The following is a 17,089-nucleotide window of genomic DNA, read 5'->3' as shown; positions in this document are numbered from 1 at the left end:
ATTATGAAAATTCTAAAAGTGATGGCGCTGTTGCTGGAATACCCGAACGCCGATCTGCAGCGTGGCCGCGATGAATTGACGGCTGCGGTGCTGGAAGACAGCCGTTTGCCGCGGAAAAACAAAGAGCAGCTGCTGCGCTGCATTGACATGCTTTGCGACGGCAATCTGCTGGACTTGCAGGAAAGCTACGTAGCCACCTTTGACCGGGGCCGCGCCACGTCCTTGCTGTTGTTCGAGCACGTGCACGGCGAATCCCGCGATCGCGGGCAGGCGATGGTAGACCTGATGGAGCAATACAAAACCAACGGTCTGGAGATTGATGCCCGCGAACTGCCGGATTACCTGCCGTTGTTCATGGAATACCTGTCTACCCGGCCATGGGAAGAGATCAAAAACTGGCTGGAAGATATTCACCACATTTTGGGCTTGCTGGGTGAGAGGCTTTACCAGCGTGAAAGCGTGTACCACGGAATTATGGATTCGCTGCTTGAACTGTCTGGCCGCAAAACCGACCGCAAGGAACTGGCGAAGATTGTGGCCTCGGAAGAGCGCGACGACACCCCCGAAGCGCTGGACAAAGTGTGGGAAGAGGAAATGGTGAAGTTTGTGGATGATCAGGGCAGCTCCTGCAGCACCGGTGGCGTGGTAGGTCAGCGCCGCCGTGAATTGGAGCAAACTCAGACCATTCACTTGAGCGACCAGCTGATGGCGGATGTCACACCTCGCCCGGCTCAACAACCGGTGAGTAACGCCTGAGCGCGTAGGAGGAGAGAACAATGTCCTATTTAAATACACTGGTGTTCGGGATTTATCCGTACATTGCCATTCTGATTATGTTGGTTGGCACCTGGGCCCGCTACGATAACAGCCAGTTTACCTGGCGCGCTCAATCCACCCAGATTCTGAGCAAGAAAAACATGGTGTGGGCCAGCGTGATGTTCCACGTGGGTGTACTGGTGATTTTCTTTGGTCACCTGGTGGGCCTGTTAACGCCGCACTTTGTCTATGAGCCCTTTATGAGCGCCGGCACCAAACAGGTAATGGCGATTGTCGTGGGCGGCATCGCCGGAATCATGGCGTTGATCGGTGGTGTCGCGTTGGCGGTTCGCCGCCTGACCAATCCTCGGGTTCAAGCCAGCAGCTCCTTCTCCGACAATATGATCATTGTGATACTGATGGTTCAGGTTGCGCTGGGCATGCTGACCATTTACCCCACATTGAGCCATTTGGATGGCAGCACCATGTTGCTGCTGGCATCTTGGGCCCAAGGCATTCTGACCTTCCAGGGTGATGCCGCGTCGCACATTGCCGGTGTGCACTGGATCTACAAGACTCATATTTTCTTGGGCCTGACGATCTTTGTACTCTTTCCGTTCAGCCGTCTGGTGCACATGCTGAGCGTGCCACTGGAGTATTTCGGCCGCAGGTACCAAGTGGTGCGTAAGCGGGTTTAGGTCCATCGTGAAGAGGGTAATACCATGCAATTGATTCCTACTGGTGATGCCGAACAACCCAGAAACCGGTTTCCGCCGGTTTATGTTGGCGATACGCTGATCAACGAAGACGACATAGCGCGGGAAATGCAGTATCACCCCGCCGATGAAGCCGCTACCGCCTGGCACGACGCCGCCAAAAGCCTAGTAATACGTCAATTGCTGCTAGACCAGGCAAAGCGTTTGAAGCTGCCTGAAGATCTGGGTGAAGAAGACCGTATCGCCAAAGTGCTTGAGTCAGAGCTGGGTGTTCCAGACCCGACAGAGCAGGACTGCGAACGCTTCTTTAACGCCAATCCCAGGCGGTTTTGCAGCCCGGTGGTGATGGCCGTGAGCCACATATTGCTGGCGGCAGCACCGGATGACGTGGCCGAGCTTATGCGCCAGGAAGAAGTAGGGGATCAATTGCTGAAAGCGTTGTTTGAAGGTCGTTCACGGTTCGACGACCTGGCAAAGCAGTATTCAGCTTGCGAATCTCGCCATCAAGCCGGCAGCCTCGGGCAGATCAGCAAAGGCCAGACCGTCGACGAGTTTGAGCGCCCGGTGCTGAATTTGAAGGAAGGCCTGCATTCCGAGCTGATCGAAACCCGTTACGGCTACCACATTGTGCGCGTAGACCAGCGCATTGATGGCCAGCCATTGCCTTACGAGCATGTAAAACCAAAAATCCGCCAGTATCTGAGCGAAAGTGTGACCCGCCGCGCTTGCCGCCAGTACTTGCAGGTGCTGGCGGCCGAAGCCGGTGTTGAAGGGGTTGACCTGGAACTGCCGGATTCACCACTGATGCAATAGATCCGGTTGCAGATTTTAAAAGCAATATGTGCGGCCTGGCTGGAAACAGTGCGGGCCGCGATGCTAATGGGTTACCTCCTAAGAGGGAGCGATTTTTGCAGTCGATCCCTCTAGTATTCATACATAGATTATGAATGCATGAACACGCTAAAGAGGATGCCGCCATGGCGCTGATACAGGCTGCCGATACTCGCACGCAGGACACCCCCATGAACTACTCAAAACCGGTTCTGGTGGCGGTTAAGCCTGGTGACCACGAAGACAGCCTGGCGCTTTTGCGTAGCCACGCCATGTTCAGCGCTCTGGCAGAAGACGACCTGCAAGAGCTTCTGCATCATGCCCGCCGCTTGCGGTTGGGCCATCACCAGTTGCTGTATCGCCAGGACATGCCGGCCCACCACTTCTTCTTTGTGTTGTCCGGCCGTTTGCGCTTGTACCGGCTGGATGCATCAGGCATCGACCGCACTCTGGACAGCATCGCGCCAGGCGACTGCATTGCCGAAGTGATGATATACGCCGATCCCGCCCGCTACGCCTGTTACGCCGAAGCCCTGAAAAACAGCGAAGTGCTGATGATTCCGGTGAAAGCGTATCAAGACTTGCTGGACACCAATCACAGCTATACCCAAGCCGCTTTGCGCCACTACGCTATGCGCGCAGTGACTCGTTTTCACGATCTGGAAATCATGACCGTGCAGAGCGCCCGCGATCGCCTGATTCGCTATTTAGTCGATTTGTTGCCAGAAGGCAGCGAGCAGGGTGGTGAAGTGGAATTGCCACTGCCCAAATGCCTGGTGGCATCGCGCCTTGCCATGCAGCCGGAAACTTTTTCGCGCATTCTGGCCGACCTGAAATCCAACGGACTGGTGCGGGTAAATCGCAGCCGGGTGTTTATTTCAGACCCGAGCAAGCTGATTCAGATAAGCCAATAGTCAATATTTACAAGGATTTATGAAATGATCAGCAATTACCGCGAATTGATTGCCGCTACCAAACAGGAACACGAACCCCAGCGCCTTTTGTTTGTGTTTTGCCGCGCCGAATTGCCAGACGATGCCAATGCCGACGAACGCGCAGCGTTTAAGCGAGGCGAGGGTGGGGCACTTACGCCGATTATCTGCGTGGATAAGACACCTGCCGAAGTCGCAAATTTCAGTCAATTGGTGGAGGAGTCCCGCAGCACCGGCGAGAAATGGGATGTTGTATTTGTGGCGGCTATGTCTGGCCGTGGCGGCGTTCCTCCGTCCAGCGACGAAACACAGCAGCCCATAACCATGATGGTCGAAAGCATTCGTATGGGCCACGTTGGCAATTACTTGCCTTTGGACTCCAGTGGTGAAGCCGTTAGCCTGGGTTAGCTGTAGGCGCTGATGGCCGTCCGCCATCAGCGCTAATCAGAGATAGAGCGGTATCAATAGCCTCCTAGGAGTCTGCGCGGTAGAAGTTTTCTGGACGGCTCTCCAAGTCCATCCCGCCGCTTCAAGTCGCCTTATTTCAGAGCGGCGGCCTGTAATGATTCGCTTCGCTTCAAAATATGGCCAATGGAGCACTTGCACTGATAGCGCTGGCCTCGTCTAGACTCGATTAAGCGCCGAGAGGAACCCCCAGGCTTCTAGTCGAAGCGCACCAGAGGCCTCATACGCCTCAGGTTCAATGCAAGACAGACCAGATCCCATTCGCCTTTCGCCGCAAGCCCCCGCATACTGAACTGGCGGAAGCCCAGAATGTTCTTGATCCAACCGTTCACCGCTTCAACAAGGTGCTTACGTTGTGAGTAGCAGGCCTTGCCATCCGGTGTTGAGAGTTTCTGCGCCATGCGGGCGGTCGCGGGATACCGGTTCCGGTCGATTTTGTCGATTGTTTTGCTTGCTCGCCCCAAGGAAATATAGCCATCGATCCCTTGCGCCTCCAAGGCCTGAAAATCGCTCTCCTTGCGGTAACCGGCATCCGCCAGACAGCGTTCAGGTTGAGCTTGCAGTCTCGCTTCAACGTCCGTTAATACGGGCAATAGTTGCCCATTGTCGTTGGCGTTGTTGCCTTGATGGTTGGCAACGATAATCTGGAAATCGCCATCGACAGCCAGCTGGCCGTTGTAACATTGCTCGAACCCGGTACTGGTTTTCATGATGCGGCTTTCGGGATCGGTAAAATTGCTCTGAGCTTTGTCGTCCGGAACGCCATAGTCCCGTTTGAAGTTATGCCCACCACGAGGCGATCGCCGTTCGTCATCCGGATGCCGGCCTTTCGCGTCATCGGCTTGCGCCTGCTCCGCTTCCAGTTTGGCTTTCGCTGCCCGGATCTTGCTTAACCGCGACTGGCGATGTTGCAGCTCTTCCGGCAATTCATCGCCCCGCTGTGCCGGACCAAATTGCTCGTCTTCTGCTTCATCCACAGCCCGAGCCTGGCCACAGAGTTCATCCACTTCTTTCGACAAGCGGGCTTCTTCCTCTTGCATACGCCCGTAGCTCATGGCCTTGTGCTTGCTGGCATTCGCCTTTATCTTGGTGCCATCAATCGCCAGCGTTCCCAGACGAATCAGCTCCGCCTCCCGGGCAATCTGGATTACCTGAACAAACACCTCTCTGAACGCACCCAAGTGCTGTTTGCGGAAATCGCACAAGGTTCGATGCCTGGGGAAATTGTCGGCCGCCAGCACGCGAAAGGCCACGTCTTCTTCCAACTTCCTGGCAATCTTACGGGAGGAAAAAACACTGTTTGCGTAAGCATAGATCAGGACTTTCAGCATCGTGCGCGGATCGAAAGGCGACTTACGGCGCCCGTCTCCTTCGTAGCGAGCGTAAAATGCGCTTACGTCCCGTTCTTCGACAACGTCACTAATGAAGTAGGCCAGATGGCCTTCGGCCAGCCATTCGTTAAGACTGGCCGGCAGCAACAACTCCTGATCTGGCGAATAAGGTCGAAAACTCGTTCCCATCACATCTATTCCGCCGTTCGAGAAAGTCCGCCTATTATGTCATAACAACGTTTCTACCGCGCAGACTCCTAGTGTTCCTTAACAAAAATTCGTATAGATAATTATTCTGTCCTGTATAATCTGACAAACAGACACAGGAGAGGTGCTCATGGCGCGGATAGCTAGACCCCTTGAAGTTAGTGACTCTGAACGAGAGGAGCTGGAGTCGTGGTTGCGGCGACAACGCATGCCTGCCGCTGAACAGTTGCGAGCGCGCATCATTCTGCTAAGTACTGAAGGCCTTCCGGGCAGTGTCGTCGGTGACCGCGTTGGGGTGACCTCCGAAACGGTGAATAAGTGGCGAAATCGTTTCAAGGCGCGCCGGGTTGCAGGCCTGACTGATGCGCCCAGAACCGGTCGGCCTCGAACCATAAATGATCAAAAGGTTACTGATTTAATTAATAAAACGCTCAGGGAAAAGCCAAAAAATGCTACCCACTGGTCGACTAACCTGATGGCAAAAGAGGCCGGATTGAGCGCTATGTCGGTGAGTCGAATCTGGCGGGCTTTCGGTTTGAAGCCACATCGCCATGATACCTTCAAGCTGTCTACCGACCCCCATTTTGTAGCCAAGGTTCACGATATCGTTGGCTTGTACATGAACCCGCCAACGAAGGCGTTGGTGCTGTGTGTTGATGAGAAGAGTCAGATACAAGCCATCAATCGAACTCAGCCAGCGCTACCCCTGTCCTTCGGGCACACGGAAACCAGAACACATGATTACGTCCGACACGGCACCACAACGCTGTTCGCGGCACTTGATATAGCGACCGGGGAAGTGATCGGCAGGCTTCATCGCCGACACCGTGCAACGGAGTTCCTGGCCTTTTTAAAAGAGATTGATCGCGCGGTTCCGCACGATATGGACGTTCATCTAGTCATGGACAATTACGGGACGCACAAAACGGCAAAGGTGCGCGCCTGGTTTGCCGCGAGGCCTCGCTATCACGTGCATTTCACGCCGACTTCAGCGTCCTGGATCTATCAAGTCGAGCGGTTCTTTGGGCTGATTTCAGAGCGCTGGATTAAACGAAATTCACATCGCAGCACACGAGAGCTTGAGAGCTCGATCAAAGACTATCTGAAGATTTACAATGAAGACCCGAAACCCTTTGAATGGCATAAATCTGCCGATCAGATTATTGAGTCAATCGCCAGATTATCAGACAAACTCAATAAACAAACGGACTTCTGTTAAGGGACACTAGAGCGTAATCTGTCGTAACTAAGAGCCGACTTCAAAAATCGCGAACAATTGGTGTTGCAGAAGCTGATACTCTGCGACCTGCGCCGCCAGTCAAACGCCGCGCAGTTTGGACGCGTTGAAGCAATGGTTCTCGGGCAGTGAGCTCAGGCTCTGACCAATTGCGTTGTCCAAGGTACAATTCGAGAGCAATCGTTTTTCGGTTCTTCCATCGATCATTTAACACGGCGACATTGGGACCGGCCTTAAGCGGCTTGAGTTGATGACGATATGGCAACTGTTCTAAGCGCTGTCACCAATCGACATCTCAAACCCGACATCGGTCTGATTATTTTGGAGATGCCGACCTTCAATTCGAGCAATGACATGTTCAGCGGTCGCGCGACCAATCGTCCGGCGAGGCGAAATTATAGTGGTTAATGGTGGGGTGACATGCTGCCCGATTTGCAGCCCGTTAAAACCAGCGATGGCAATGGTTTCAGGCACCCGGATACCTTGACGCTGGGCGTGCAACAGCGCACCGGTGGCAAGGTCGTCATTGGCAAAATGAATGGCTGTGGCGTCCGGATAATCGGCGAGCACCATATCGAGCGAGCGAGCACCGGTTTCAAATTGGCCCAAATGATTCATATCGAACAGCGGTGCGTTCAGACCAACGGCCTCAAGCTCCGCCTTGTGGCCTTCATAGCGTAATCCGGCACGGTAGTCTTGTGCTATCTGAGCAGCCACATAAACAATATTCCGATGTTTTTTCTCCAGCAGGTAGCGCGCCATACAGCGCCCAGCCGCTCGATGATCAAGCCCGATGTTAAGATCTATGGCATCACCCAATTCCATGATTTCAGCAATCGGACCGTCCCATTCTTCCAGTATCCGCTGGCAGGCGGCGTTGTGACGCAAACCGGTGATTACCACGGCCGACGGCGACCAGCCCAGAAACGTCCTGACCAGTTGGCACTCACGGTCAAGGTTGTAGTCGGTGTTGGCCAATAGGATCTGATAGCCCTGTTTTTCGAACTCACTCTGCAGACCACTAATCACTTCGATAAACACGATGTTGGACAACGAAGGTACGATGACTGCAATGAAACGGGAACTGGCTGATGCCAGGCTCCCGGCAAGCATATTGCGGACGTATCCGACCTTGTCAATCGCCGCCTCAACCCGCTCCCGCGTTGCTGGGCGCACGGAACCGGTCGAGTTTATGACCCGCGAAACCGTAATTGCCGACACTTGGGCCTCCAGAGCGACATCCGCAATGGTTGGTTGCATAACGCTTTTGCGATGTCGCCTGGATTTTTTGCTGGACGCTGGCACTTAATTTCTTCCTTGCTATTGCTTCGATACGTAGAATAATTTAATACTGATGTTAGCGCTAACATTTAATGATTAAGCATCGTTTTTTGCGGCTTGCTAAAGCTCTTCACGATGGAACTGCCACGCCACTGAGAGGGATCATTTAAGTGCCAAACAACAATTCAGTCATCGGTGTCGTTGGGTTGGGTGCCATGGGGATGGGCTCTGCTCTGGCCATGCTGGAGGCCGGGCTTTCTGTGATAGGGTGCGACATTTCCGTCAGCGCGCGCGACGTGTTCGCGGCAAAGGGTGGACGGAGCGTGGCCTCACCTGCTGAGCTGGCCGCCGAGTGCGACATAATCGTGCTGCTGGTGGTGAATGCCGAGCAGGTTGAATCTGTGTTGTTTGGTGCGGATGGCCTGGCGGCCAAGCTGGCGCCGGGTAGTCTGGTGATGCAGTGTGCGACCGTTGCCCCCAGTTACGCTCAGGCGCTGGGCATTCGCTTGGCAGAGTTAGATCTGCTGATGCTGGATTCCCCTGTCAGCGGAGGCACTGTCAAGGCAAGGGCTGGGCAACTGTCGGTAATGTCCTCCGGCGGCTCCGATGCCTACGCCAAGGGTGAAAGCGTACTGGATGCGATGTCCGCAACGGTGTACCGGTTGGGTGACAGCGCGGGTGCCGGTTCCAGCGTCAAACTGGTCAACCAGCATCTGGCCGGTGTTCATATTGCTGCGGCGGCTGAAGCAATGGCGCTGGGCATGCGTATGGGGATCGACGCCAGCACGTTGTACGAGGTCATTACCCATTCTGCCGGTAACTCCTGGATGTTTGAAAATCGCGTACCCCACATCATTAAGGGCGACTACACCCCGTTATCCGCCGTCGACATTTTCGTCAAGGATCTGAACATCGTGCATCAGACCGGTCGTGAACTGACGCTGGCGATGCCGATCGCCGCGAGTGCGCTTCAGCAGTTCACGGCGGCTAGCGGTCTCGGCTTGGGCCGCGAAGACGACTCCGCCGTGATCAAGGTCTACGAGAGATTGTCCGGAATTGAACTGCCGACAGCCAAGGCGGCGCCGGATAAGGAGACTGCTGAATGAGCCTGGTATTGGGGGCAATCGCTGACGACTTCACCGGCGCAACGGATCTGGCCAACAACCTGGTCCGTGCCGGGATGCGGACACTGCAAGTTATTGGAATACCTGGGCCTGATTTGGTACTTGAGAATATCGACGCCGTGGTGGTGGCGTTCAAGTCCCGCTCGTGCCCGGTGCGCGAGGGTGTCGACAACTCATTAGCTGCGCTGGCCTGGCTGCAAGCGCGAGGCGCCCGACAGATTTATTTCAAGTACTGCTCCACCTTTGACTCAACCGACGTCGGCAATATTGGCCCAGTCTCGGATGCATTGTTGGAGCGACTGGAGGCCAAACAAACGGTTATGGTGCCCGCGTTTCCAGCCAACAACCGTACGGTTTACCAGGGCCACCTGTTTGTCGGTGACCGGCTACTCAACGATAGCGGAATGGAACATCACCCGCTCAACCCGATGCGGGATGCGGATCTCGTGCGCACCCTGTCGCGTCAGACTGACCATAGTGTCGGTCTGCTGGCCAGGTCGGACTTGGCTGCGGGTGTTGAGGCCTCGCGGGATCGCCTGGAAGCGCTCGCGGCGCAAGGCGTGCGCCACGTAATTTGCGACACGCTCGACGAGACCGATCTTGCGACCTTGGCTGCCGTGGTGGTGGAGCTGCCGCTGGTCACGGGTGGCTCCGGCCTTGGTCAGACATTACCCTTTGAGTATCGCCGACTGGGCTGGCTTGACACCGTGGATCAGGCTGGCCGCCTTGAGCCGGCCAGCGGTGGTGCGCTGGTGCTGTCGGGTAGCTGCGCACGGGCGACTCTGATGCAGATCGAACACTTCCTGACCCGTTATGAGGGTTTTGCTCTCGATCCGCTCGCACTGGCCAAAGACGACACTCAAATCTGTCAGGCTGTGGATTTTGCCCTTCAGCGACTTGGCGGAACAGCGCCGGTACTGATTTATGCTTCCGCAACGCCGGATAAGGTCCGTCAAGCCCAAGATCAGTTGGGGGTCGCGGTCGCTGGTGAGTGCGTTGAGCGGGCGCTGGGGGTGATCGCCAGCGAGCTTGTCGTTGAGGGCGCAGGCCGTTTACTGATTGCAGGGGGTGAGACTTCCGGCGCTGTGGTGTCAGCCCTTGGTATTCGTGAACTGCGCATCGGTGACCAGATTGACCCGGGTGTGCCCTGGACTCAGACCCGCCTTCGCGACCGGCAGGCACCGCTATCACTGGCGCTCAAGTCCGGTAATTTTGGCGGTGTCGATTTCTTTTCACGGGCGTTTGAGGTGTTGTTATGAGCTCTATCAACTCCCTGCGCGACGACATCACACGCTATGGCAAATCTCTATTTGATCGGGGCTTGACGATGGGCTCCAGTGGCAATATCAGCGTGCGTCTGGACGATGGCGGTTGGCTAATGACTCCCACCAATGCTTGCCTAGGGTGGCTTGATCCAGCTCGCATCTCACAGCTGGATCGTCATGGCCAACTGGTGGCAGGAGATCTCCCCACCAAGGAAAGTTTTTTGCATCAGGCCATGTATGGAGAACGGCCGCAATCAGGTGCCATTGTACATCTACACTCAACCCATTCGGTGGCGGTTTCCTGCCTACCGGATGTTGATCCTCACGATTGTATTCCGCCCTTGACCGCTTATTACGTAATGCGAGTTGGCAAGTTACCGCTGGTGCCATATCACATTCCCGGAGATGTAACCCTGGGTGATGCGGTGAAGGGCTTGGCGGGTCAGCACAGTGCCGTGTTGCTGGCCAATCACGGCCCGGTAGTGGCGGGCAAGTCGCTGGAAGCTGCGGTTTATGCCACCGAAGAACTTGAAGAAACCGCAAAGCTTTTCTTGCTGCTGCGGGGCCAGAATCCCCGTTGCCTAACCGACGACCAGATCCAGGAGCTGGAAGCGCGCTTTCCTCGCAGCTGAAATTGTTAAAGGACTCGACATGATACGACTGGCCGCTAACTTAAGTATGTTGTTCACCGAGCATAAGTTTATTGAACGTTTCTCGGCTGCCGCCGCAGCGGGTTTTCGTGGTGTCGAGTATCTCTTCCCCTATGAGTTCGAAGCCAATGAGCTGAGAGCCGCGCTGGATAAGAATAAACTAACCCAGGTGCTTTTTAACTTGCCACCGGGGAATTGGGAAGCCGGCGAGCGAGGCCTTGCAAGTTTGCCCGGGCGTGAGCAGGAGTTTCGCGATTCCGTGACTCAGGGCATTCATTACGCCGAGGCACTGAATTGTCCGCAAGTGCACGCCATGGCTGGCCTGATGCCGGCGGACGCGACCGATGAGGTTTGCGAGGCGTACCTGATGACCTACGTAAAAAACCTGCGCTACGCCGCCGGGAAACTGGCCAAAGTCGGCAAGACCCTGCTGATTGAACCCATTAATGGTCGCGATATGCCCGGATTTTTCCTGCAACGCCAAGCCCAGGCAGCGGACATACTGGCGCGTGTTGGGGCAGATAACCTGCGAGTGCAGTTTGATATCTACCATTGCCAGATCACTGAGGGTGACCTGATCCGGAATCTGGAAGCCCAGTTCCCACACATCGGCCACATCCAGGTTGCTGGCGTCCCCGAGCGGCATGAACCAGATTCGGGTGAAGTGAATTATCCGTCGATTCTGAGCCACTTGGACAGCCTCGGTTACCAGGGCTGGGTGGGGTGCGAGTACCGGCCGGCCGGCAGCACGCGGGCCGGATTGCGCTGGGGCGAAGAGTACGGGCTGACAACCTAAAAAGCCCCGATGATCGATCCGGCAACAACACATATCGAACGCAAGAAAACATTCATAACAATAAGGAAATAGTCATGCACGTACTGATCACGGGTGCTGCCGGTTTTCTTGGTCAACGCCTGACGCGAGCGCTGGTTGTTCGCGGCGAACTCAGCGGTCAGCGGCTAACGCAAATCACTCTGATCGATCAGGTGAAGCCTGAGGTGCCCACGAGCTCATCTCCTGAAGCTTCCAGTCATGCCATCGATATTACTTTGCCCGGCGCGCTGGATGCTGTTCTGGACGAGCGTCCTGATGTCATTTTCCATCTCGCTGCTGTGGTCAGCTCTGCCGCCGAGGCTGATCTGGATCTGGGCTTAGCAGTCAACTTTGACGCCACCCGGACATTGCTGGAAGGGTGCCGATTGCGTGGGTTATCAACCACACGACTAATCTTGGCCAGCTCGGTGGCAGTCTATGGGGGCGACCTGCCCGAAGTGCTTGACGACCTGACGGCCCTGACGCCACAAAGCTCGTACGGTACTCAAAAAGCCATGAGTGAACTTCTCATTAATGACTATAGTCGTCGCGGACTGGTCGATGGTCGGGTGTTGAGATTGCCAACTATTGTGATCCGCCCCGGGCTTCCTAATGCGGCAGCGTCCAGCTTTGCCTCCAGCATCCTGCGTGAACCGCTTAGCGGAAAGGACGCAGTGTGTCCCGTGTCAGTTGACCTTGAGCTATTCGTGATGTCACCGAGAAGGGTGATCGACGCATTGATACATGGCGCTGAGATATCCGGCCGTGATCTGGGTAGCCGACGTAGTCTTATGCTGCCGGGCATCACCGTACGCGTAGCCGAGATGCTGGAAAGCCTGCGTCAGGTTGGCGGCGACGAGTCTCTAGCTCGCGTACAGCATAAGCCCGATGCAGGTATTGAAGCTATTGTTGCCAGTTGGCCCGGACAGTTTAATAACCACCGTGCTAACGCGCTGGGATTTAGAGGCGACAGCGATTTTCGCGAAATTATCGAGGCCTTCCTCGATGAGCGCGACAAGACCCTTTGACCGTAAGTCAGGGGGAATCATAAGTGTGTAACCGCAACTCAAAGGATCAACAATGAAAACAAAATCCCTAAGACGCATGCTTTCACTTTCCATGGGTGGCTTCACGGCTGCGTTGGCCTTGATGACGATCAACGCTCAGGCACAACAAACCATTAATCTGGGACATACCTTATCGGACAGTTCTCATTACTCAGTAGGTGCTGACGCGTTCAAGGAAACTCTGGAACGCCTGAGTGACGGCGAATTCAAAGTTCTCGAGCACCCCTCTGGGTCCCTCGGTGGCGAGCGCGCCATGATTGAGGGGCTGCAGATCGGAACCGTCGATGTAGTGATTACCTCCACCGGGCCGCTGGGTAACTTTGTACCGGAAACCTATGTACTGGATCTGCCGTTTCTGTTCAAGAGCTACGAGCAGGCCCGTTGTGTCCTGGATGGCGATATCGGTCAGTCCCTGCTTGACAAGATGAGCGAGAATAATCTTGTGGGTCTAGCCTGGTCAGAAAACGGATTCCGTCATATTACTAACAGTAAGCACCCAATCAGGACGCCTGAGGATTTGGCCGGCCTGAAGATTCGTACCATGGAGAACAAAGTACACATGGAAGCGTTTAAGCAAATGGACGCTCATCCCACGCCGATGGCGTTCCCAGAGGTGTTTACTGCGCTGCAGCAGGGCACTGTGGATGGTCAGGAAAACCCTAGTACGGTGATCGTGGCCACCAAGTTCTGGGAGGTTCAAGATTACCTTTCACTCACTGGCCATGTTTATTCGCCAGCGATCGTCTTGGCTTCTCCGATATTGCTGGACAGCCTGACCGATGAGCAGCGCGGCTGGTTTTTCAAGGCCGCTAAAGCCTCTGCAGCGGCCACCCGTGCCGAAGTATCTCGCCTTGAGCGAGACGGCGTGAAGCTGCTTCGTGACAAAGGCATGGAGGTCGAAACCGATATCGACAAGGCGCCATTCCAGAAGGCGGCGGAGCCCGCGTACAAAATATATACAGATCAGTATGGCAGCAAGATGTTGGACCTTATCCAGGCTAGCGATTGCTGAGTAAGCTGTCACGTCAGCAACAGCCCGGTGTTAACGATACCGGGCTGTTAACACCACAGGACCATCACTATGGTGAATCATTTCCTGCAATTTGAACGCTGGACCACCCGGTTGTCCATGTTGGCAGCGATGGCCATGCTGATCATTTCGGTGTCCCTCGGCTTTTATCAGGTGGTGACCCGGTTTTTTCTGGACGCGCCCTCAACTTGGTCTGAAGTTATCTCTCGCTCCGCTATGATCTGGTGTGTCCTTCTAGGCGCGGCCGCCGGCTTTCGTGGGGGCATGATGATGTCGGTCGAAGTGATCTACAGATTGTTGCCAAAACGGCGCCTGATCTGGCTAGAAACATTCGTTGCCCTGAGTTGTGTCATCGTGTTTTTGGTATTGGTCTACTATGGTACAGCTATGACTTGGCGTGTCCGTTCGCAGATGTTGTCAGGCCTTGGGGTTTCTATTGGCTGGGTTTACGCTGCTATGCCCACTGGTGCGCTATTCGCACTAGTCGCTATTGTGGCCCGGTTGATAGCACAGGCTATGGGGTTTGAGGACATAGGGCCGGTAGATAGTGAAGTGCCGACCGATGAAACCGTATCGACAGAACCGGTCGAGTCGCATTCAGGACTGGCACCAGACGAATCTGTACGGGGAGTCAAGTCATGAATGCTGCGATTGGACTGTCCCTGATCATACTGTTCAGCCTGGGTGTGCCGATCGCGGTGTCGATAGTGCTTGCCTCGATTATTGGTATTGAGTTTTTCTCACGATTGCCCCTCCTGCTGGTGCCTCAGCAGATGTTTATCGGCCTCGATAACTTCCCACTAATGGCCATTCCCTTCTTTATTCTTGCCGGGAACCTGATGGCTGCGGGCGGAATTTCCCGGCGCCTTGTGGACCTCGCTAAGTCAATGGTCGGCGGCCTGCAGGGTGGGCTGGCGATGACTTGCGTACTCACCTGTATGATGTTCGCAGCGGTATCTGGTTCCAGTGTGGCGACAACCTTCGCCATCGGCTCCATTTTGATTCCGGCGATGGTTAAGCACGGATATCCTCGCCCGCTGGCAGCCTCTATCCAAGCTTCCTCCGCAGAATTGGGCGTACTTATTCCGCCATCTATTCCGCTTATTTTGTACGGGGTAAGCACTGACACTTCTATTGGTAAGCTGTTTATAGCGGGCATCGGCCCGGGTCTGCTTATCGGCGGTGCATTGCTGCTGTTCCTCTATCTGTTTTGCAAAGTCCGGGGCTATGGCTTGCGTGATCATGAAGATCGCCAAGTCTTTCCTATTGCTCTGAAACGCGCTTGGATAGCCATGCTTATGCCGGTGGTCGTGATTGGTGGAATCTATGGCGGTGTCTTCACTCCGACAGAAGCATCCGCTGTGGCAGTGGTTTATGCGGTTATCGTGGGCGGGTTTATATACCGGGAGCTGGACCTCAAGGAGTTGATACCAATCTTGCGCCACAGCGTTATTTCCACATCAGCCGTGATGTTGATCATTGCGGCGGCATCATTGTTTAGTTTTCTGATCAGCCGTTCCGGACTGCCAAATGAAGTCGCCGGTTGGGTCACTGTGGTGTTTGACAGCCAAATTTCGTTCTTGCTAGCGGTAAACGTCATGCTGTTGATTGTGGGGATGTTTATTGAGACCTCCGCTGCGATTCTGGTACTTGCGCCGATTTTCACCCCAATTGCGGTACAGTACGGGATTGATCCAGTGCATTTCGGGCTGATCGTCGTGGTGAACTTGGCGCTCGGTATGTTTACCCCACCGTTGGGGGTTAATCTATTTGCCGCCTGCGCGGTGGCCAAGCTATCGGTTGATCAGCTATTGCCATGGCTGATGCGTTTTGTGCTGGTGGTACTAGCCTGCTTGATCGCCATTACGTACATGCCATGGATCTCGATGGGGCTGGTCGACCTGCTTTATTGATGGCAACGACAAGGAAAAACACCATGCAGTTCCTACCTCAGATGCCGCCGAGCCGGGCGTTGATCGGTGGCGACTGGGTCGTGACCCAGGCGACCCTGGATGTGGAGTCGCCGTCAAACGGGCGTCTCATCTCCCGCATCGCACGCTGCCAGGCTTCAGAGGTAGATGGGGCGGTCAGGGCCGTCGCCGACGCCTTTTCCGGGCGAGTGGCTCATGTCCTTCGCCGCGATCATCGAGGCTGATCACGAGCGGCTCGCTGCCCTGGAGTGCGTCGATACCGGCAAGTCGGTGACCCAGGCGCGCGGCGATGTCGGCGCCTGTGCCCGTTACTTCCGGTTCTACGGCGGTGCGGCGGATAAGCTACACGGCGAGACGATACCCTTCGAAAACGACTTCGCGGTAATGACTTGGCGCGAGCCTTATGGGGTCTGCGCGCAGATCATCCCTTGGAACTATCCCACGCAGATTTTCGGCCGCTGTGTGGCAGCGGCTCTGGCTGCGGGTAATAGCGTGGTACTTAAACCGGCGGAAGAGGCCTGTCTCAGCGTGCTGCGCTTGGCCGAGCTGGCCGTGGAGAACGGTCTGCCGGCAGGCGTGCTCAATGTCGTCCCTGGTCTGGGACTCGAGGCCGGTGCCGCTTTAGCGGCACATCCAGACATCGAACACCTCTCGTTCACGGGCTCGCCCGAGACCGGCACTCTGGCGGCTCAAGCGGCGGCCGTGCATCATGTCCCGGTCACCATGGAACTGGGCGGAAAGTCACCACAGATCGTTTTCGCAGATGCCGATTTGGAAGTTGCCTTGGAGGCGATAGTGCGGGGCATCATCCAGAATGCCGGACAGACCTGCTCCGCAGGGAGCCGTTTGCTGGTCCAGCGTGAGATAGCCGAGGTCTTCTTGAGCCGTCTCGCAGAGCGCTTCTCCGCTCTGAGCTGCGACGCTGGCGAAGCGGATGCCGACTGCGGCCCGCTGATCAACGCTCGCCAGAAGTCCCAGCTGGAAGCATGTCTTGAGAGGGCTCGCGCGGACGGCGTCCGCGCCTTGGCTTGCGGGCGACTGGCGAAAGGGGCCTCGAAAGAGGGGCACTTCGTGGTGCCGCAGCTTCTGGTTGAGATCCCTGAGGGACACGAAGTGCTGCGTGAGGAGCTGTTTGGGCCGGTACTGGCCGTGCAGCACTTCGAAGACGAAGCCGAGGCTATGGTGCTGGCCAATTGTACCGATTTCGGTCTTTGCGCTGGCATTTGGACACGCGATGGCGGACGTCAGTTGCGTCTGGCCAAAGGCGTGCGCAGTGGCCAGGTGTTTATCAACAATTATGGTGCCGCAGGTGGGATCGAGCTGCCGTTCGGCGGCGTCGGACGCTCCGGACATGGGCGCGAAAAAGGCTTTGAAGGCTTGAAAAGCTATACTCGGATTAAGACTGTCGCCATTCGACATGGGTGAGGGGTGGCGGGTCACTCAAACTAGGAG

At 55.6% G+C, this 17,089-nt stretch carries 17 protein-coding genes; 15 read left to right on the top strand and 2 right to left on the bottom strand.

What is annotated here, in order from left to right; all coding sequences use genetic code 11:
• Positions 1–3: 3 nt before the first annotated feature.
• From narJ to MIH19_RS17635, 5 genes are all read left to right on the top strand, one after another.
• A complete protein-coding gene (gene narJ, locus MIH19_RS17655) occupies positions 4–756 on the top strand; it encodes a nitrate reductase molybdenum cofactor assembly chaperone (protein WP_007349520.1) in 753 nt (250 codons plus the stop codon).
• 20 nt (positions 757–776) lie between these two features.
• Positions 777–1,454, top strand: coding sequence for a respiratory nitrate reductase subunit gamma (gene narI, locus MIH19_RS17650; protein ID WP_249006103.1), 678 nt, complete (start codon positions 777–779; stop codon positions 1,452–1,454).
• Positions 1,455–1,478: 24 nt separating this feature from the next.
• A complete protein-coding gene (locus MIH19_RS17645) occupies positions 1,479–2,285 on the top strand; it encodes a peptidylprolyl isomerase (RefSeq protein WP_249006102.1) in 807 nt (268 codons plus the stop codon).
• A 134-nt stretch (positions 2,286–2,419) separates the two neighbouring features.
• Positions 2,420–3,217, top strand: coding sequence for a Crp/Fnr family transcriptional regulator (locus tag MIH19_RS17640; RefSeq protein WP_249006101.1), 798 nt, complete (start codon positions 2,420–2,422; stop codon positions 3,215–3,217).
• Between the two features lie 24 nt (positions 3,218–3,241).
• Entirely contained in the window at positions 3,242–3,643 is a 402-nt protein-coding gene (locus MIH19_RS17635; protein ID WP_249006100.1) for a ribonucleotide reductase subunit alpha, read from the top strand.
• 254 nt (positions 3,644–3,897) lie between these two features.
• Here the strand turns inward: MIH19_RS17635 and MIH19_RS17630 are convergent, their stop codons facing one another.
• Positions 3,898–5,220, bottom strand: a complete 1,323-nt coding sequence (locus MIH19_RS17630) for an IS1182 family transposase (RefSeq protein ID WP_249006099.1) — start codon at positions 5,218–5,220, stop codon at positions 3,898–3,900.
• Positions 5,221–5,368: 148 nt separating this feature from the next.
• Between MIH19_RS17630 and MIH19_RS17625 the strand changes: the two genes are divergently transcribed.
• Positions 5,369–6,457: an IS630 family transposase gene (locus MIH19_RS17625; RefSeq protein WP_249006098.1), complete on the top strand. Its 1,089-nt coding sequence runs from the start codon at positions 5,369–5,371 to the stop codon at positions 6,455–6,457.
• Between the two features lie 288 nt (positions 6,458–6,745).
• Here the strand turns inward: MIH19_RS17625 and MIH19_RS17620 are convergent, their stop codons facing one another.
• Entirely contained in the window at positions 6,746–7,780 is a 1,035-nt protein-coding gene (locus tag MIH19_RS17620; RefSeq protein ID WP_249006097.1) for a LacI family DNA-binding transcriptional regulator, read from the bottom strand.
• A gap of 191 nt (positions 7,781–7,971) precedes the next feature.
• On the opposite strand from MIH19_RS17620, the gene ltnD reads away from it, so the two are divergent.
• The 9 genes from ltnD to MIH19_RS17575 all read left to right on the top strand — a co-directional run bounded on the left by ltnD (position 7,972) and on the right by MIH19_RS17575 (position 17,062).
• Positions 7,972–8,862 carry an L-threonate dehydrogenase gene (ltnD, locus tag MIH19_RS17615; protein ID WP_249009045.1) on the top strand — a complete coding sequence of 297 codons (891 nt, stop codon included), beginning with the start codon at positions 7,972–7,974 and terminating at the stop codon, positions 8,860–8,862.
• Positions 8,859–10,139: a 3-oxo-tetronate kinase gene (gene otnK, locus MIH19_RS17610; RefSeq protein ID WP_249006096.1), complete on the top strand. Its 1,281-nt coding sequence runs from the start codon at positions 8,859–8,861 to the stop codon at positions 10,137–10,139. Before ltnD ends, otnK begins: the two co-directional genes overlap by 4 nt.
• On the top strand, positions 10,136–10,777 hold the full coding sequence (gene otnC, locus MIH19_RS17605; RefSeq protein WP_249006095.1) for a 3-oxo-tetronate 4-phosphate decarboxylase: 642 nt from the start codon (positions 10,136–10,138) through the stop codon (positions 10,775–10,777). The genes otnK and otnC overlap by 4 nt, the downstream gene beginning before the upstream one ends.
• Before the next feature lie 19 nt (positions 10,778–10,796).
• Entirely contained in the window at positions 10,797–11,591 is a 795-nt protein-coding gene (gene otnI / locus MIH19_RS17600) for a 2-oxo-tetronate isomerase (protein WP_249006094.1), read from the top strand.
• Positions 11,592–11,665: 74 nt separating this feature from the next.
• Entirely contained in the window at positions 11,666–12,637 is a 972-nt protein-coding gene (denD, locus tag MIH19_RS17595; protein ID WP_249006093.1) for a D-erythronate dehydrogenase, read from the top strand.
• A 52-nt stretch (positions 12,638–12,689) separates the two neighbouring features.
• Complete coding sequence (locus MIH19_RS17590) at positions 12,690–13,688, top strand: TRAP transporter substrate-binding protein (RefSeq protein WP_249006092.1); 999 nt, start codon at positions 12,690–12,692, stop codon at positions 13,686–13,688.
• A 69-nt stretch (positions 13,689–13,757) separates the two neighbouring features.
• A complete protein-coding gene (locus tag MIH19_RS17585) occupies positions 13,758–14,348 on the top strand; it encodes a TRAP transporter small permease (RefSeq protein WP_249006091.1) in 591 nt (196 codons plus the stop codon).
• Positions 14,345–15,619 (top strand): TRAP transporter large permease, encoded by a 1,275-nt coding sequence (locus MIH19_RS17580; protein ID WP_249006090.1) that lies wholly within the window; start codon positions 14,345–14,347, stop codon positions 15,617–15,619. The genes MIH19_RS17585 and MIH19_RS17580 overlap by 4 nt, the downstream gene beginning before the upstream one ends.
• Before the next feature lie 213 nt (positions 15,620–15,832).
• Positions 15,833–17,062, top strand: a complete 1,230-nt coding sequence (locus MIH19_RS17575; protein ID WP_249006089.1) for an aldehyde dehydrogenase family protein — start codon at positions 15,833–15,835, stop codon at positions 17,060–17,062.
• The last annotated feature ends 27 nt before the right edge of the window (positions 17,063–17,089 follow it).

The organism is Marinobacter sp. M1C (assembly GCF_023314135.1).
Classification (GTDB): Bacteria; Pseudomonadota; Gammaproteobacteria; order Pseudomonadales; family Oleiphilaceae; genus Marinobacter.
Note: the sequence above shows the minus strand (reverse complement) of the source record. Positions and strands in the feature narration are given on the sequence as shown.

Excerpts from the sequence above, each read along its gene's own strand:
- narJ (WP_007349520.1), top strand. The coding sequence starts at position 4 with ATGAAAATTCTAAAAGTGATGGCGCTGTTGCTGGAATACCCGAACGCC.
- narI (WP_249006103.1), top strand. The coding sequence starts at position 777 with ATGTCCTATTTAAATACACTGGTGTTCGGGATTTATCCGTACATTGCC.
- MIH19_RS17645 (WP_249006102.1), top strand. The coding sequence starts at position 1,479 with ATGCAATTGATTCCTACTGGTGATGCCGAACAACCCAGAAACCGGTTT.
- MIH19_RS17640 (WP_249006101.1), top strand. The coding sequence starts at position 2,420 with ATGCATGAACACGCTAAAGAGGATGCCGCCATGGCGCTGATACAGGCT.
- MIH19_RS17635 (WP_249006100.1), top strand. The coding sequence starts at position 3,242 with ATGATCAGCAATTACCGCGAATTGATTGCCGCTACCAAACAGGAACAC.
- MIH19_RS17630 (WP_249006099.1), bottom strand. The coding sequence starts at position 5,220 with ATGGGAACGAGTTTTCGACCTTATTCGCCAGATCAGGAGTTGTTGCTG.
- MIH19_RS17625 (WP_249006098.1), top strand. The coding sequence starts at position 5,369 with ATGGCGCGGATAGCTAGACCCCTTGAAGTTAGTGACTCTGAACGAGAG.
- ltnD (WP_249009045.1), top strand. The coding sequence starts at position 7,972 with ATGGGGATGGGCTCTGCTCTGGCCATGCTGGAGGCCGGGCTTTCTGTG.
- otnK (WP_249006096.1), top strand. The coding sequence starts at position 8,859 with ATGAGCCTGGTATTGGGGGCAATCGCTGACGACTTCACCGGCGCAACG.
- otnC (WP_249006095.1), top strand. The coding sequence starts at position 10,136 with ATGAGCTCTATCAACTCCCTGCGCGACGACATCACACGCTATGGCAAA.
- otnI (WP_249006094.1), top strand. The coding sequence starts at position 10,797 with ATGATACGACTGGCCGCTAACTTAAGTATGTTGTTCACCGAGCATAAG.
- denD (WP_249006093.1), top strand. The coding sequence starts at position 11,666 with ATGCACGTACTGATCACGGGTGCTGCCGGTTTTCTTGGTCAACGCCTG.
- MIH19_RS17590 (WP_249006092.1), top strand. The coding sequence starts at position 12,690 with ATGAAAACAAAATCCCTAAGACGCATGCTTTCACTTTCCATGGGTGGC.
- MIH19_RS17585 (WP_249006091.1), top strand. The coding sequence starts at position 13,758 with ATGGTGAATCATTTCCTGCAATTTGAACGCTGGACCACCCGGTTGTCC.
- MIH19_RS17580 (WP_249006090.1), top strand. The coding sequence starts at position 14,345 with ATGAATGCTGCGATTGGACTGTCCCTGATCATACTGTTCAGCCTGGGT.
- MIH19_RS17575 (WP_249006089.1), top strand. The coding sequence starts at position 15,833 with ATGTCCTTCGCCGCGATCATCGAGGCTGATCACGAGCGGCTCGCTGCC.